11 protein-coding genes and 2 tRNA genes are annotated in these 15,868 nt (G+C 72.7%); 3 read left to right on the forward strand and 10 right to left on the reverse strand.

Going from position 1 to position 15,868, the window contains the following annotated elements:
• Positions 1-76 precede the first annotated feature (76 nt).
• Entirely contained in the window at positions 77-1,357 is a 1,281-nt protein-coding gene (locus tag ACWCXH_RS15125; RefSeq protein ID WP_449801867.1) for a hypothetical protein, read from the reverse strand.
• A 258-nt stretch (positions 1,358-1,615) separates the two neighbouring features.
• On the reverse strand, positions 1,616-2,203 hold the full coding sequence (locus tag ACWCXH_RS15130) for a DedA family protein (protein WP_449801923.1): 588 nt from the start codon (positions 2,201-2,203) through the stop codon (positions 1,616-1,618).
• A gap of 655 nt (positions 2,204-2,858) precedes the next feature.
• Between ACWCXH_RS15130 and ACWCXH_RS15135 the strand changes: the two genes are divergently transcribed.
• Positions 2,859-3,947 carry an LLM class flavin-dependent oxidoreductase gene (locus ACWCXH_RS15135; RefSeq protein WP_449801868.1) on the forward strand — a complete coding sequence of 363 codons (1,089 nt, stop codon included), beginning with the start codon at positions 2,859-2,861 and terminating at the stop codon, positions 3,945-3,947.
• Positions 3,948-4,179: 232 nt separating this feature from the next.
• Here ACWCXH_RS15135 and ACWCXH_RS15140 read toward each other — a convergent pair whose 3' ends face one another.
• Together ACWCXH_RS15140 and ACWCXH_RS15145 are read right to left on the reverse strand one after the other, a co-directional pair.
• Entirely contained in the window at positions 4,180-6,036 is a 1,857-nt protein-coding gene (locus tag ACWCXH_RS15140; RefSeq protein WP_449801869.1) for a putative bifunctional diguanylate cyclase/phosphodiesterase, read from the reverse strand.
• Between the two features lie 562 nt (positions 6,037-6,598).
• The gene (locus ACWCXH_RS15145; protein WP_449801870.1) at positions 6,599-7,024 is read right to left on the reverse strand and encodes an OsmC family protein; all 426 of its coding nucleotides are present in this window, start codon (positions 7,022-7,024) and stop codon (positions 6,599-6,601) included.
• A 255-nt stretch (positions 7,025-7,279) separates the two neighbouring features.
• On the opposite strand from ACWCXH_RS15145, the gene ACWCXH_RS15150 reads away from it, so the two are divergent.
• A complete protein-coding gene (locus ACWCXH_RS15150; RefSeq protein ID WP_449801871.1) occupies positions 7,280-7,615 on the forward strand; it encodes a chorismate mutase in 336 nt (111 codons plus the stop codon).
• A 122-nt stretch (positions 7,616-7,737) separates the two neighbouring features.
• Positions 7,738-8,514 (forward strand): signal peptidase I, encoded by a 777-nt coding sequence (lepB, locus tag ACWCXH_RS15155; protein ID WP_449801872.1) that lies wholly within the window; start codon positions 7,738-7,740, stop codon positions 8,512-8,514.
• On the opposite strand, the gene ACWCXH_RS15160 is transcribed toward lepB, so the two are convergent.
• The 6 genes from ACWCXH_RS15160 to ACWCXH_RS15185 form a co-directional block, all read right to left on the reverse strand.
• Positions 8,477-9,550: an EamA family transporter gene (locus ACWCXH_RS15160; protein WP_449801873.1), complete on the reverse strand. Its 1,074-nt coding sequence runs from the start codon at positions 9,548-9,550 to the stop codon at positions 8,477-8,479. The genes lepB and ACWCXH_RS15160 overlap by 38 nt on opposite strands.
• A 211-nt stretch (positions 9,551-9,761) precedes the next feature.
• Positions 9,762-12,176 (reverse strand): transglycosylase domain-containing protein, encoded by a 2,415-nt coding sequence (locus tag ACWCXH_RS15165; protein ID WP_449801874.1) that lies wholly within the window; start codon positions 12,174-12,176, stop codon positions 9,762-9,764.
• Positions 12,177-12,410: 234 nt separating this feature from the next.
• Positions 12,411-12,484: transfer RNA gene (locus ACWCXH_RS15170), tRNA-Lys, on the reverse strand.
• A 254-nt stretch (positions 12,485-12,738) separates the two neighbouring features.
• Positions 12,739-12,812 (reverse strand) — tRNA-Lys (locus tag ACWCXH_RS15175).
• Between the two features lie 65 nt (positions 12,813-12,877).
• Positions 12,878-14,929 carry an ABC transporter ATP-binding protein gene (locus ACWCXH_RS15180; protein WP_449801875.1) on the reverse strand — a complete coding sequence of 684 codons (2,052 nt, stop codon included), beginning with the start codon at positions 14,927-14,929 and terminating at the stop codon, positions 12,878-12,880.
• Positions 14,926-15,861 (reverse strand): ABC transporter permease, encoded by a 936-nt coding sequence (locus tag ACWCXH_RS15185; protein ID WP_449801876.1) that lies wholly within the window; start codon positions 15,859-15,861, stop codon positions 14,926-14,928. The genes ACWCXH_RS15180 and ACWCXH_RS15185 overlap by 4 nt, the downstream gene beginning before the upstream one ends.
• Between the last annotated feature and the right edge of the window lie 7 nt (positions 15,862-15,868).

A 15,868-nucleotide genomic window follows, 5' to 3' on the forward strand; every position in this document is an offset into this window, starting at 1 on the left:
CCGGCTGCCCGTAGGTGACCGGCCATCGCGAACCGCCTGTCCGCCGCGCACGCGTAGCGTCCGCCGGGTGCGGCCGTCAGCCGGCCGCGCCCAGGAACGTCTCCCACCCGCCGGCGGGCGCCTGACCGACGTTGAGCGTGCGCAGCTTGCGCAGGGTGGACTGGTCCTGGACCTCCAGCCACTCGACGAGCTGCTTGAAGGAGACCAGCCGCACCTCGGGCTTGCCGGCGATGGTCTTGAGCGCCTCCTCCACGGCGTCCATGTAGATGCCGCCGTTCCACTGCTCGAAGTGGTTGCCGATGAAGAACGGCGCCCGGTTGCTGTTGTAGGCACGGTCGAAGCCGGCCAGGTAGGCGTCCCGGGCCTGGTTGCGCCAGTCGTTGTACTTGGACGGATCGCCCTTGGTGCTGCCGTTGGACTGGTTGGCCAGGATGTTGTAGTCCATCGACAGGACCTGGAAGGCGTGCCCCGGGAAGGGGATGGACTGCAGCGGGAAGTCCCAGACCTTGCCGTCCTGCACCTTCTGCGGCCATATCTGCAGACCGCCCGAGGAACTGGCGTCGTACTTCCAGCCCATCTTCGCCGCCGTCGGAAGCAGCGCCTTCTGCCCCTCCAGACACGGGGTCCGGCCGCCGATGAGCTCCTTCTTGTAGTCGAAGGGCAGCGGGTCGACGTCGGTGAAGCCGGTGTTGGTCCGCCACTGCGTGACGAACGCGATCGCTTGGTCGATCTCGCTCTGCCAGTCGTCCGGGGTCCACATGTTGACCCCGTTCTTGTCCGGACGGCTGGAGCAGAAGTGCCCGTTGAAGTGGGTGCCTATCTCGTGCCCGGCCAGCCAGGCCTGGCTGACGAGCTTGAGCGTGCTCTTGACCGCGCCGTCCGACAGGTACGGGATGTCGGAGGCGCCGACCGAGTGCTTCGGCGGGTGGTACAGGTCGGACTTGCTCTTCGGCAGGGCGTAGATGCCGGAGAGGAAGAAGGTCATCGTGGCCTTGTACTGCTCGGCCAGCTTGAGGAAGCGGGGGAACTGGCCGTCGTCGGTGCCGCCCGCGCCGTCCCAGGAGAAGACCACGAACTGCGGCGGACGCTCGCCGGGGTTGAGCTTCTCGGGCTTGGGCTGGTTCGGCTGCGGCCCGGTGTCCGCGTTGGAGCCGTCACCGATCGGAGTGCCCTTGGGCACCACGGCCTGGGTCGGATCGGTGGTGCCGGTCGGGACGGGGGCGGGGTTGCCGCCGGTGGCGGTCGAGGAGGAGGCCGGTCCCGAGCCGGACCCGCCGCTGGAGCAGGCCGCGACCGCTCCGAGGGCCGCGGTCGCTGCGGTGGCACTGAGCACGGTCCTGCGCGAGATGCTGGTCATGGTCTCCCCTGGTGCCGACGGCCGGTGGTGCGGGCGACGCCGGGCTTTACCGATCAAATCGGGCAATTGATGAGTATTCCGCCGTTAGCATGTCATGTGGACCGGATGACGATCAAAGGTCGCCCGGACCCGACGAGGGTCAACACGTCGGCGGCACCCTGCCGGGCTGCGGGAATCCGGGTTCTGTTGCGGTCCTGTGACGCTTCGCGGCCAACTGCTCGGTCGGGCAGTACCGTACCGCTGCCGGGCCGGGGTCCGTCAGAGTGCAACGAGTCGCCGATTGCGGCGCACTATTCGTGCTATCGCGGTGCTCACCACGGTCGCGGCCGTGCAGGAGACGGCCAGGCTGAGCCAGGCGGTGTCGAACCAGTGGCTGTTCAGCCAGCCCAGCGTCACGATGTAGGCGGCCCACACCAGCGCCGCCAGTGCCGACCAGTGCAGGAACCGGTGCGGATGGGCGGGGGAGTGCCCGATGGCCAGATCGAGGACGGTCCGCCCCGCCGGCACGAACCGGGCGACCACCACCATCGCGGCGGCGGCCCCGCGCGGGCGTTCGGCCAGGGCCTGCTGCACTCTGGACACGCTCGCCGCGAGCTTGGGGCGTCGCGCCAGCCGCCGCTGGAGCAGCGGGGCGCCGCGCCGGGCGAGGTGCAGCAGCAGGAGATCGCCGAGGAACGACGACACCGCCACGCCCAAGCCGAGCAGCACCGGGGCGCCGTTGATCTGCGCCGTCTTGAGCACGGCCAGGATCACCAGCGTGCCACTCGGGAGGAACGGGAGGAGGGCGTCGCCGAGTACGGCGCAGAGCGCCAGGGCGCAGATCCATGAGGATCCGATCGCCGCCACGAAGTTCAAGGCCCGTACTCCCTCCACGCCGCCCGGGGGAGCAGGTGGCTGCAGGGGTCCACGCTAGCGCCTCGACTTTTCATGCCATGAAGCACCCCGGGTGCGCGCGGGATCACAGTCAGGGAGCGAAGTCGGAGTGGTCGACGGCGGTCGCGAGCGGAGTGATTCGCACCACATTCCACGGGGCTGCACTTCTCGTTGAGCGTGGAGCCGACGCCGGACCTGGGCCGCGGCCGCACCGGAGCCGCGCCGCCGCCAGGGCGTACGGGCCGCACATGGAACGAGCCCTCGGAGCGGGGTTGCCACTCCGAGGGCTCGCATGGATCGTCCGGAACTGGTCCAGCCCGGCGACCTTGTCGACGGAGCGGGGGTTTCCCATCGATGCCCCGCTCCTGATCACCAGCCTGCCGGACTCCGGTGGTCGATCGCGACACCTGCGGCTGGCGACTTCCCGCTCTGGCGTGAAGTCGCCACCCGTGTCCGGCCGCTGGCTCTGCGTCAGCCGAACGGCCGGTCGGTGACAGGCCGACGGGAGATCGATGGCAGATCGGGCGGTGTGCCACGGGACACCCCGAGGGCGGGGAACAGCGGGCGCGGGAGGGTGGTTGACCCAGGTCGGCAAGCAGCAACCGGCAGGAACGGAAAGGCGAGCGGCATGACCACCGAGGACCAGCAGGCACACGGCACCGAACCGCCCGCCCCCGCGATCCGGGGCACCGCCCGCGGCACCGCACCCGCCCCGCTCTCGATCCTCGACCTCGCCACCGTCGGCGCCGGCCACACCCCCGCCGAGGCGCTGGCCGCGACCACCGCACTCGCCCGGAACGCCGAGCGGTGGGGCTACCACCGCTTCTGGGTCGCCGAACACCACGGCATGCCCGGCGTCGCCAGCTCCACCCCGGCCGTCCTGCTCGCCCACCTGGGCGCCCACACCACCACGCTGCGGCTCGGCTCCGGCGGGGTCATGCTCCCCAACCACGCCCCGCTGGCCATCGCCGAGCAGTTCGGCCTGCTGGAGGCCCTGCACCCCGGCCGGATCGACCTCGGCCTCGGCCGCGCCCCGGGCACCGACCCGGCCACCGCCCGGGCGCTGCGCCGCGGCCTCGCCGAGGGCGCCGACGACTTCCCGCAGCAGCTCGCCGAGCTGACCCACTTCCTCGACGGCGACTTCCCGGCCGGCCACCCGTACGCCCGGCTGACCGCCGTCCCCAACGGCGACGCGCGCCCGCCGATCTGGCTGCTCGGCTCCTCGGGATTCAGCGCCCGGCTGGCCGGCCGTCTCGGCCTCCCCTTCGCCTTCGCGCACCACTTCAGCAGCGCCGGCACCCTCCCGGCACTCGACCTCTACCGGGACTCCTTCCGCCCCTCCACCGTCCTCAGCGAGCCCTACGCCCTGATCGGCGTGAGCGCGGTCGCCGCCGAAGACGCGGACTCCGCCCGCCGCCTGGCCCGCTCCGCGGCCCTCGGCATGCTCCGGCTGCGCCGCGGCACCCCCGGCCCGATCCCCACGCCGGAGGAGGCCGAGTCCTACCCGTACAGCCCGGTCGAAGCGGACTTCATCGACAACTGGCTGGCCAACGTGGTCCTGGGCGCCCCGGGCGAGGTCGCCGACGGCCTGGAGGCCCTGCGCAAGCGGACCGGCGTGGACGAGCTGATGATCACCTCCCACATCCACGGCCACGACGCCCGCCTCCGCTCCTACGGTCTGATCGCCGAGGCCTACGGCCTGACGGCCACCGCATAACGCCCCGACCGGTACGGCGGCGCCACCCGGTTCGGCTGCCGCCGTGGCCGGGGACCGCCTCGGGGCCCCGAGCCCTGGACGGTTCCCGGGTACGTGGCCGCGGCGGCTGGTGGCGGAATCGCCCCGGGCCGCTCGGCACGGGACACCTGCCGGGTACGGGGTGGGTCCTGCCGCGTGGTGGCCGTCGGGGGGCCGGGGCGTCCGGGCTGGACGGTGCTCGGGGTCCTGCCGACTACCGGGTGTCGGGGCGGGACTGGCGGAGTATGGCGGCCACGCGTTCGGCTTCGCCGGGGCGGGCGAAGTACCAGCCTTGGGCGGTGTCGCAGCCGGTGAGGCGCAGGCGTTCGGCCTGGGCGGCGTTCTCGATGCCCTCGGCGGTGACGGTCAGGCCCAGGGTGTGGGCCAGCTGGACCATCGCGCCGACGATCTGCTCGTTGGCGTCGCTGCGACGGGTGCCGGGGGCCGGGTGGCCGGGGCGGTCGGCCGGGGCCGGGTCGCGGAAGCCCTCGATGAAGGTGCCGTCGAGCTTGAGCACGTGCACCGGCAGCCGGGAGAGGTAGGCCAGGTTCGAGTAGCCGGTGCCGAAGTCGTCGATGGCGATCCGCACACCCATGTCGGCGAGCGCCTGCAGGGCCTGCAGCGGGCGGCCGCCGGGGCCGAGCAGTGCGCTCTCGGTGATCTCCAGCTGGAGCAGCCGGGCCGGCAGGCCGGTGCGGTCGAGGGCCCGGGCCACGTCGGCGACGATGTCGGAGTCCCAGATCTGCCGGGCGGCCAGGTTGACGCTGACGAAGGTCTCGGTGTCGGGGAACTCGGTGAGCCACTGCCGGGCCTGACGGCAGGACTCCTCCAGCACCCACTTGCCCAGCGGCACGATCGCGCCGGACTCCTCGGCGAGCGGGATGAAGCGGTCCGGCGAGAGCGTCCCGTAGCGGGGGTGGCGCCAGCGGACCAGGGCCTCGGCGCCGTGCACCGCGCCGTCCGCGAGGCCGACCAGCGGCTGGTACTCGATGGTGAACTCGCCGCGCTCCAGGGCCGGGCGCAGCGCGGTGGCGAGGAGCTGGCGGGTCAGCTGGTGGGCGCCGCGGTCGGGGTCGTAGAGGGTCCAGCGGGCGCGGCCGTCCGCCTTGGACCAGTAGAGGGTGGCGTCGGCGTCCTTGACCAGGTCGGTCGGGGTGGTCTCGTGCACGGACCGCTCGACGACTCCGACGCTGGCGGTGATCGCCAGGCGGTGCCCGGCGACGTCGAAGGGGCGCTCCAGCGCTTCGAGGATGCGGGCGGCCAGGTCGGTGAGCTGGTCGCTGCCCGCGCTGTCGGTGACCAGGACGGCGAACTCGTCGCCGCCCATCCGGGCCACCAGGTGGGCGTCGTGCCCGGAGAAGCCGTGGCGCAGCCGGGTGGCGACGGCGATGAGCAGCTGGTCGCCGATGTGGTGGCCGAGGGTCTCGTTGATCGCGGCGAAGCCGTCGAGGTCGAGGTAGCAGACGCCCACGCGGCGCCCGTCCACGGGGCGGGGGTCGCCGGTGAGGCAGGCGGCGTCGAGCCGTTCGAAGAAGTAGGTCCGGTTGGGCAGCCGGGTCAGCGGGTCGTGGAGGGCCTGGTACTCGAGGCGGTCGCCGAGCCGGCGCTGCTCGGTGATGTCCTCGACCAGGGCGAGGGTGTAGAGGGGGTGTCCGGCGCCGTCCCGGATGAGGGAGGCGGTCACCTTGCTCCAGACCGTGCGGCCCTCGCGGTGCTTGAGCTGCTTCTCCACCCGGAACCGTTCGCGTCCGCCGTGGACGAGTGCGGGGAAGAGCCGGTGCGGCATGCCCTCCGGATCGATGATCTCGTGCAGGTGGGTTCGGACCAGCTCGCCGACGCCGCGTCCGATCAGGGCCGCGAACGCCGGGTTGACCTCGATGATCCGGTCCTCGGGGTCGATCAGGGCCATCCCGATGACGGCGTCGCAGAAGGCGGCCCGGAAGCGGGACTCGCTGGCCCGGAGTGCGGCCAGCATCCGGTCGGTCCCGTCGTCCGCCGGGTGGGCGCGGTTGGTCAGCGGCGCCGAGCACGTGGGGCAGAGGAGCACCTCGGGGACCGCTTCGTGGATCACGTCCCGGGCCCCGTCCCGGACCGCCGGCGTTGATCCCGCCCCGGGACCAGTCCCTGGCCCCTCCTCCGGTCCCGCTTCCGGCCTCGCCCCGGGCCCCGGGACGGGGCCGGGATCGCGCGGCTCGTCCAGGACCACCCCTGGGTGGTGTGCGTCGGCCCCCTCGTTCTGGCCCGGCACGGCATGCTCCCGTCCGCTGCTGACGCCTGATGCTGGTCCGGCCGGTCACCCGGGACTGCGGCAGCCGGCTCCGCACTCTGTCGCGGTCCTCGGGGTCGGTCCGGCGCGGGGCGCCCGGCGGGGAACTGCCGCGTGGGGGAGACCGCGTGGACACCCGCGTGAAGAACAGGGCGCTGCGGCCGATCATAGGACGCGGCGGCAACGCGCGGTGACCGCCGCCAGGGTGATTCGCCCGCTTTGGGATCAAGCGTGGCGGTACATGCAGACGCCCCCGGTACACATCACATGATGTGTGCCAGGGGCGTGTACGCCGAACCCGCGCCCCCGAGCGCCGGTTGCGCGCCGGGAGCGGAAACGGGGTCGGGTGGGGGACTCCGGCGGAGCGTCAGGCCAGCTTGGCCGTCAGGGTGATGGTCGTGCCGGTGAGGGCCTGGCTGACCGGGCAGTTCGCCTTGGCGTCCTCGGCGGCCTTCACGAAGCCGGCCTCGTCCAGGCCCGGGACGTCGCCGGTCACGGTCAGGTGGATGCCGGTGATGCCGGTGCCGGGCTGGAAGGTGACGTCGGCCTGGGTGTCCAGCTTGGTGGGCGGGGTGCCGGCACCGGTCAGGCCGTGCGAGAGGGCCATCGAGAAGCACGCGGAGTGAGCGGCGGCGATCAGCTCCTCCGGGCTGGTCTTGCCGTTGGGCTCCTCGGCGCGGGCCGGCCAGGAGACGGGGTACTCGCCGATGCCGGACGAGGCGAAGGTCACCCGTCCCTTGCCCTCGAGCAGGTTGCCTTCCCAGGCGGTGCGGGCGGTGCGGGTCGTAGCCACGATCGGTACCTCCATTACTGAGGAACTGCTGATGCGTCACTTCCGGTCATGCACGCACCAGCCTACGGGCAGCCCGGGCTCGTTCCGGCGCACTTCGGGCGCCCGGCGGTGCGGCGGTGCGTGCGCTGTCCGGATCGTGGACGGTCGGGCGCGACGGTGGGGACCGTTCCCGGGGGCCCTGTTAGATTGGCCCGGGCCCGAGCTCGGCCGCCGTACGGCCGGGTTTCCACCACCAGCCTTCCGGGAGCCGCCGCGATGACGGACCACCCCACGACCCCCGACGTCGGTCTGCCCGAGGGGGTGGACGACACCGTACGGGCCGAGCTGACCAGCCTGCGCGAGAGCATCGACAACATCGACGCCGCGGTGGTCCACATGCTGGCCGAGCGGTTCAAGGCGACCCAGCGGGTCGGTCGGCTCAAGGCCGAGCACAAGCTGCCGCCGGCCGATCCGGCGCGGGAGCGGGACCAGATCAGGCGACTGCGCGAACTGGCCGCCGGCGCCAAGCTCGACCCGGTCTTCGCCGAGAAGTTCCTGAACTTCATCATCGCCGAGGTGATCCGCCACCACGAGGCGATCGCCCGCGCTTGAGGGGCGGCGACTCCGGGGCCGTGCCCCGGGGATGTCGGGGGCGGCTAAAACCCGGATTTCGTGAGGCTCCACGGTTGGCGTAGCGTGCAGATTTCCCCAGCCGGAGAGGTGGAGCAGCGACGATGGCGGTGAACCTGCCCGAGACGGCCAGCGAGGCCGATGGTCGTGCCGAGAGTTCCGCCGCCCCCGGCGGTCGCGTCGAGGCCCGCCGCCGGGCCCGTGGCGGGCGCGTCCGCAAGGCCCGGCGGCCGGGGCGCAGGCCGCGGCCGTGGTGGATCGAGATCCCGGCGATGGTGGCGGTCGGCCTGACGCTCGCGCTGCTGATCAAGATCTGCCTGCTCCAGGTGTTCACCATCCCGTCCGGCTCGATGGAGAACACGCTGCGGATCGGCGACCGGGTCGCGGTGAACAAGCTGGCGCCGCTGACCGGCTGGAAGCCGGAGCCGGGGCAGCCGGTCGTGTTCAAGGACCCGGGCCACTGGCTGCCACCGCAGCCGGTCGACGGCAACCCGGTCACCAACGCGCTGACCTCGGCGCTGAGCTTCGTCGGGCTGGTGCCGCCGAAGGACGACAACTACCTGGTCAAGCGCGTGATCGCGACCGGCGGTCAGACCGTGCAGTGCACCGGTTCCACGCTGACCGTGGACGGGAAGAAGGTCGACGAGCCGTACCTCCACCGGGGGGACGACTCGTGTGCGGGCCTGGACTTCGGGCCGGTGACGGTGCCCGTCGGCCACATCTGGGTCGAGGGCGACCACCGCAGCGACTCGGCCGACTCCCGCTTCCACCGCAGCGGCCCCGGCGGCGGTGCGGTGCCGGTGGACGACGTGGTCGGGCCGGTGTCGGCCGTCGTGTGGCCGCTCAACCACTTCGACTGGTTCGGCTGGGTCGGCCGCTGACCACGCGCTCGGCGGCGACCGGCTCCCAGGCCTCGGCCGCCACCGCGACGGGCACCGCGACATCCGTGCCATCCGTGCCATTCGCGGGCACCGCGGCGTCCGGAGCGTCCGCCGGCTTGCTCGCCTGGGCCGCGAAAGCCCCCGCGAGCACCAGCAGACCGCCCGTGAGCTGCGGCGGGCCCAGGTGCTCGCCGAGCAGGATCCAGGCCAGCACGGTCGCGACGACGGCCTCCAGGTTGGCCACCACCCCGGCGACCGGCGGCGAGAGGTGCCCGACGGCGACCACGCCGGTCAGGTAGGCGAGGACGGTCGCCACCAGCACCATCCAGGCGGCCGGGAGGAACGCGGGCAGCGAGTGCCCGTTCATCACGACGTTCCCGCCCAGCGGGCTCCAGTCGGCCTCCCAGGGCCGGGTCAGCGTGGTGAGCACGACCGCGCCGATCAGCAGGCCGTACGCGCTGACGGCCATCGGGTCGACGGGCCGCTCGCCCCGGCGGCCGGCGTCGGCCAGCACGAAGTAGCCGACCTGGCAGCAGGCGGCGCCGAGCGCGAACAGGACGCCGAGCGCGTCGAAGCTCAGGCCGTTCCAGACCTCCACCACGCAGGCGAGGCCGGTCACGGCGACCGCGGCGCCGATCGCCGAGCCCCGGCTGATCGGCTTGCGCTGGACGAACTTGACGTAGCCGATGAGCAGCGGTGGGCCGAGGTACTCGATGAGCAGGGCGACCCCGACCGGGATGCGGGAGATCGCCGCGAAGTAACAGGCCTGGACACCGGCCACGGCGAGCAGACCGAAGCCGATCAGCAGGCCGGGGCGCCGGAGCACGGCGTCGCGGTGGCGGTAGGCGATCGGCAGGAGGGCCACGGCGGCGCCGGTGACCCGCAGCCAGACCACGTGGAGCGGGGAGAGGCCGGCCTCGATCAGCGGCTTGGCGGCTGTGCCGGAGCCGCCGAAGGCGAACGCGGAGACCAGCGCGAGGCTGAGGCCGAGGGTTCGTCCCGAGGGGCGGGCGGGCGAGGCCGTTGATTGGTGCACCGACGCATTGTGACAGTCATACCGCCGGTTCTGTAAGGCGCCATTTCGACATTTGGTCCTGCGCGCAACTGTACGCAGCGGAGTATTCACACCGTCCGGCCGCAGGGAGTAGGGCACGGACGCCGCAGGGAGCAGGGAGCAGGGAGCAGGGCGCGGACAGGGAGAGCCACCCGCCCGGGGCCGGGCCGGCGCCCGACCCCGGGGCCCGGGATCAGTTCCCCGATCCGGCCCCCGCGCCGCCGAGGTTGCCCGCCCCGCCCGTGGGCTGGGTGGTGGGCTGCGGCGTCGGGCCGGTCGTCGGCTGCGTGGTCGGCGTGGGCCGGGTGGTGGGCCGGCCGGTCGGCGTCGACGTGGGCTGGGGGGTCGGCTGCGTCGTGGGCGGCGCGGTGGGCACGGTGGTCGGACCGCCGGAGCCCGAGCCGTCCGAGGTGCTGCCACCGCTCGATGAGCCGGAGCCCGCGCCGTCGCTCGGCGGGGTGGTCGCGCCGGCGTTCGGGCTGCCGGTCGCGGGGCCCGCCGACGGGGTGGCGGACGGCGTGGACGGGGCGGTCGGCACGTCGGCCGCGCCGGAGTCACCCCCGTCCGACGGCTCCGGGAAGTCGCTCACCGGCTGGCCCTTGAGCGCCGCCTTCATGTAGCTGGTCCAGATCTGCGTCGGGTACTGGCCGCCCGCCGCGCCGTCGATGCCGCCGACGCCGCTCAGGCTGACCTGCGCCCCGGTGCCCGGGTCCTGGCCGAACAACGCCACCGAGGTGACCAGTTCGGGGGTGTAGCCGACGAACCACACCGACTTCTGGTCGTCCGTGGTACCGGTCTTGCCGGCCACCGGGCGGCCCAGCGCCTTCGCCCGAAAGCCGGTGCCGCCCGGGTCGCTCACCACGCCCTGGAGCATCGAGGTGACCTGGTTCGCGGTGTCCGCGCTGATCGCCTGGGTGGTCTTGTGCGCGGGCAGCTGGACGGCCTCGCCCCCGCGGTCCACCGACTGCACCAGCCACGGGGTGATCTGCTTGCCGCCGTTGTCCAGCGTGGTGTACACGCCGGCCATGTCGAGCACGCTCGGGGTGGCCGCGCCCAGCGGGATGGACGGCACCGGGTCGAGCCCCGGGGTGTTTCCGGGCAGGCCCAGCGCGACCGCGGTGTCCCTGACCTTCTGCAGCCCGGTGTCCTGGGCGAGCTGGGCGAACGCCGAGTTCACCGACCAGTCGGTGGCCTGCTGGAGGGAGATCTGTCCGTAGCTCCTGTCGCCCTCGTTCGGCGGCGCGTACGGGGTGCCCTTGCCGCCGCGGACCTTGCGACCGCTGGTGCCGTCGTAGATCGTGCGCGGGGTGACGGTCCGGCCGTCCTGGGTCTTGGCGTTGTTCTCGAACGCGGCCGCGAGCGCGATCGCCTTGAAGGTCGAGCCGGCCTGGTAGTCCCGCCGGGTCGCGTTGTCGACGTAGTGCTTGACGTAGTCGACGCCGCCGTACAGGGCGACGACCGCGCCGGTCTTCGGGTCCACCGAGGCGGCGCCGGCCTGGGCCGCCGCGTCCTTCTTGCGCTTGTCCGGGTTCAGGGTGTCGTGCAGCTGCGCCTGGACGGCGTCCTGCAGGGCCTGCTGGCGGTTCGGGTCGATGCTCAGCTTGATCGTGTAGCCGCCCTTGGCCAGCTCGTTGTCGCTGATGATCCCGCTGGACGTGAGGTACTGGGTGGCCGCGTCGACCAGGTAGCCGGACTGACCGGACAGGCCGGGGTTGGGCTGCGGGTCGCGGACGTCGGGGAAGGAGGTCTTCGCGCGCTCGTCGGCGGACAGCCAGCCCTCCTTGACCATGCCGTCCATGACGTAGTTCCAGCGGTTGATGGCGTTCTGCTTGCCCGCCGGGGTCGTGGTGGCCACGTCGTACGCGCTCGGCGCGTTGAGCAGGGTGGCCAGGTAGGCGCCCTGGGCGGGGTTGAGCGCGGAGGCGTCGACGCCGAAGTACGCCTGGGCGGCGGCCTGGATGCCGTAGGCGCCGCGTCCGTAGTAGGAGGTGTTCAGGTAGCCGGAGAGGATGTCGTCCTTGCTCTCGGTGGCGTCCACCTTGATGGCTATGAAGAGCTCCTTCACCTTGCGGGTGATGGACTGCTTCTGGTCCAGGTACGTGTTCTTCACGTACTGCTGGGTGATCGTGGAGCCACCCTGGGTGCCCTCGCCCTTGGCGGTGTTGATCGCGGCCCGGGCCATGCCCTGCAGGTTGACCGCGCCCTCGTGGTAGAAGTTGCGGTCCTCGGCGGCGAGCGCCGCGTGCTGGGCGGCGGGGGAGACCTTGTCCAGGCCGACGTTCTGCCGGTTGGTCTGGCCGGTGCGGGTGATCACCGAGCCGTCCGCGTACAGCCAGGTGTTGCTCTGCGCGGTGGCCGCGGCGTGCGCGTCCGGGACCTTCACGAGCGTGATCCCGAGCGCGAACAGGCCGACGCCGAGCAGGATCGAGGTCGCCAGGCCGAGCAGCGTCATGCGCCAGGTCGGGATCAGGCGGCGCCAGCCGGTGCGCCGGGGGCGGCGCTTCCCGCCTCCGGTCGCCGGCCCGCCGGGGGCGCGATCGGTGCGCTTCAGCCGCTTGACCGGCCGGATCGACGGCGTGCGGCGGCCGCCCTGGGCATCTATGGACAAAGCGCGGCCTTTCCTGCGGGCGGACCGGGCCAGCCTGCACAGACGGGGACGACGGTGATTGGGGACCCTTGTTCCGATTCCGGTTTACCGCCCAGGACGAACGGGATGGGCCGATCGGCTCCTCCGGAGCGGCAATCGAGACCGACATCACATCCAAAACGCACGCAAAACGGACGTCGTTGGGCAAAAAAGTTGGGGAGCCCCTCGCTGTTGCGAGAGGCTCCCCACTGTCTGTGCGCCGCCAGGGACTCGAACCCCGGACCCGCTGATTAAGAGTCAGCTGCTCTAACCAACTGAGCTAGCGGCGCCTGCTGACCTGGAAAACAATACACGGTCCCGAGGGGTGCCTCGAACCACGTCGGACCCGGGGTGGCCGCTTTCTCCCGGCTTGGGTTGATTCGGGGTGCGGCTGGGGTGGAAGCGGGCGAGGCCGGGCGCGTCCGGGTCGTGCCCGAGGGGCTGCCGGTCGCCGTGCTCGCCGCCGACGGCGGAGCGCCGAAACGCCGAGATGCCGAAACGCCGGAAGGCCCCTCGCTCTCGCGAAGGGCCTTCCGGCTGTCTGTGCGCCGCCAGGGACTCGAACCCCGGACCCGCTGATTAAGAGTCAGCTGCTCTAACCAACTGAGCTAGCGGCGCCTGCTGACCTGGAGAACATTACACGGGACCGGGGCGATCCGCCGAATCGTATTCAGCCGATCACGCTACGCGACGTCCGGGAAGTGGCAGGCCGCCTGGTGCCCGTCCCCGGCGAGCGCAGGCCGCTCCTCCTCGCAGCGCGCCCGCGCTCCCGGCTCCGTGAGACGGGCGTGGACCGGGCAGCGGGTGCGGAAGGGGCACCCGGTGTGCCGCCGGGTGGGGGAGGGCGGGTCGCCGGCGAGGAGGATCCGGTCCCGGGTGCGCTCGGCGGCCGGGTCGGGCAGCGGGACGGCCGAGAGCAGCGCGCGGGTGTACGGGTGGCGGGGGTGGTCGAAGACCGCGGCGACGTCGCCCTGCTCGACCGTCCGCCCGAGGTACATGACGCTGACCCGGTCGGCGAGGTGCCGGATGACCGAGAGGTCGTGCGAGACGAACAGGTAGGACAGGCCCAGCTCCGCCTTGAGCGACTGCAGCAGGTTGAGGATCCCGGCCTGGATGGAGACGTCGAGCGCGGAGACCGGTTCGTCCAGGACGAGCAGCTTGGGCCGGACGGCCAGGGCGCGCGCGATGGAGATCCGCTGGCGCTGCCCGCCGGAGAACTGGTGCGGGTAGCGGGTGGCGTGGTCCGGGTCGAGGCCGACCTGGCGCAGCAGTTCGGGCACCCGGCGGGCGATCTCGTCGCGGGCGGCGCGCTGGGCGCGCAGGGGTTCGGCGACGATGTCGCCGACCGGCATCCGCGGGTCGAGGCTGGCCATCGGGTCCTGGAAGACGATCTGCAGCCGGGCGCGGAGGCGGTGGGCGTCGGCGCGGGCGAGGGTGGCGGTGTCGTGCCCGAGGAGTTCGATCCGGCCGGTCTCGGGGGCGGCGAGGTCGAGCAGCTCGAAGAGCGTCGTGGACTTGCCGGAGCCGGATTCGCCGACCAGGCCGAGGGTTTCGCCCTCGCGGAGGTCCAGGTCTACGCCGTCCACGGCGTAGACCTCGCCGACGCGGCGCTTGAACACCGTGCCCTTGAGGAGCGGAAACGTCTTGCCGAGCCCACTGACCGCCAGCACCTTGGCCCGAGCGTCGCGCTCTCCGCTCACGGCGGGGGCCGGCACCTCCGGCACCGGGTAGACGTCGGCCGGCGCGGGCCGCCGTTCGGCCAGTTCGGCGGATCGTACGCAGGCCGCCACGTGACGGTCGTCCCCCAGCAGTTCTGGCTCCGCCGACGAGCAGCGCGGCTCGGCGAGCGGGCAGCGCGCGGCGAACGGGCAGCCGGGCGGCAGGTCGGCCAGCGGCGCCGGGCTGCCGGGGATCGGGACGAGCGGCCCGCCGCGGCCGTCCAGCCGGGGCACCGCGCCGATCAGGCCGAGCGTGTACGGGTGGCGCGGGGCCGCGAACAGCTCGTCCACGTCGGCCGTTTCGACCACCCGGCCCGCGTACATCACCGCGACCCGGTCGGCCGTCCCGGCGATCACCCCGAGGTCGTGGCTGACCAGCACCAGCGCGGCGCCGGTCTCCCGCTGGGCGGTGCGCAGCACGTCGAGCACCTGGGCCTGGATGGTGACGTCCAGGGCGGTGGTGGGTTCGTCGGCGAGCAGGATGTCGGGGTCGTTGGCGACGGCCATGGCGATCATCGCGCGCTGGCGCATGCCGCCGGAGAACTCGTGCGGGAAGCTGTCGAGGGCCCGGTCGGGGGCCGGGATGCCGACGAGGTCGAGGAGTTCGGCGGCGCGCCGACGGGCGGTGGCCTTGTCGGTCTTCTGGTGGATGCGGATCGCCTCGGCGATCTGGTCGCCGATCCGGTAGACGGGGGTGAAGGCGGAGAGCGGGTCCTGGAAGACCATCGCGACCCGGCGGCCGCGGATCGCGGCGAGCTCCCGGCCCGGCAGTCCGACCAGCTCCCGCCCGTCCAGCTTCACCGACCCCTGCACCCGGGCCGTGCCGGGCAGCAGCCCGAGGACGGACAGCGCGGTGACGGACTTGCCGGAGCCGGACTCGCCGACGATGCCGAGGGTTTCGCCGCGCCGCAGGGTGAGGTCCACCCCGCGCACGGCCGGGACCGGGCCCTGCGGCCCGGCGAAGTCGACCCGCAGGTCGCGGACGGCGAGCAGGGGGGTTTCGACGGTGGTGGTCACGGCTGCTTTCTCCGAACGCTGCGAACACGGCGGCGGGGCGCGCCCCCGGCGGTGGGGTCGAGGGCGTCGCGCAGCCCGTCGCCGATGAGGTTGACGGCGAGGACGAACAGCACCAGCAGCGCGGCGGGGAAGTAGAAGAGCCAGGGGAACACCGGCGCCTCGCTGGTGCCGGCCGCGAGCAGGGTGCCGAGCGAGACGTCCGGCGGCTTGACGCCGAAGCCGAAGTAGGAGAGCGCGGTCTCGCTCATCACGGCGCCGCCGACGGCGATGGTGGCGTCGATGATGAGGAAGGAGGCGACGTTCGGCAGGATGTGCCGGAGGATGATCCGCAGCGGCCGGACGCCCATGAACCGTGCGGCGCGGACGAATTCACGCTCGCGCAGGGAGAGCGTCATCGACCGGACCACCCGGGCGGTGATCATCCAGTTGAACAGGGCGAGCAGCAGGACGAAGGCGATCCAGCCGGTGCTCTTCAGCCGGGGCGAGACGACCGTGATGATCAGGAAGCTGGGGAAGACCAGCAGCAGGTCCACGACGAACATCAGGGCCCGGTCGGCCCAGCCGCCGAAGTAGCCGGCGCACGCGCCGACCAGGGAGGCCAGCACGGTGGAGAAGAGCGCCACCAGCAGGCCGATGACCAGCGACTTCTGCAGGCCGCGGACGGTTTGCGCGAAGACGTCCTGGCCGATCCCGTTGGTGCCGAACCAGTGCTGGGCGGAGGGCGGTTGGTGCAGTGCGGTGAAGTCGGGGGCGGCGTAGTCCCAGCGCGTCAGGTACGGCCCGCCGAAGGCGAGCACGAACAGCAGCAGGACGAGGGCGGCCCCGACGAGTGCCCCGCGGGCGGCGAGCAGCCGGGTGAGGACGAGCCGGGCGCGGCCGGAGCCCCGGGGCGCGGGGGTCGGGGCGGCCGGTTCGGCGGCGACGGTGGTCATCTGGGTC

It is taken from the genome of Kitasatospora sp. NPDC001660 (genome assembly GCF_053596725.1).

Excerpts from the sequence above, each read along its gene's own strand:
- ACWCXH_RS15150 (WP_449801871.1), top strand. The coding sequence starts at position 7,280 with ATGACGGACCACCCCACGACCCCCGACGTCGGTCTGCCCGAGGGGGTG.
- ACWCXH_RS15125 (WP_449801867.1), bottom strand. The coding sequence starts at position 1,357 with ATGACCAGCATCTCGCGCAGGACCGTGCTCAGTGCCACCGCAGCGACC.
- ACWCXH_RS15135 (WP_449801868.1), top strand. The coding sequence starts at position 2,859 with ATGACCACCGAGGACCAGCAGGCACACGGCACCGAACCGCCCGCCCCC.
- lepB (WP_449801872.1), top strand. The coding sequence starts at position 7,738 with ATGGCGGTGAACCTGCCCGAGACGGCCAGCGAGGCCGATGGTCGTGCC.
- ACWCXH_RS15185 (WP_449801876.1), bottom strand. The coding sequence starts at position 15,861 with ATGACCACCGTCGCCGCCGAACCGGCCGCCCCGACCCCCGCGCCCCGG.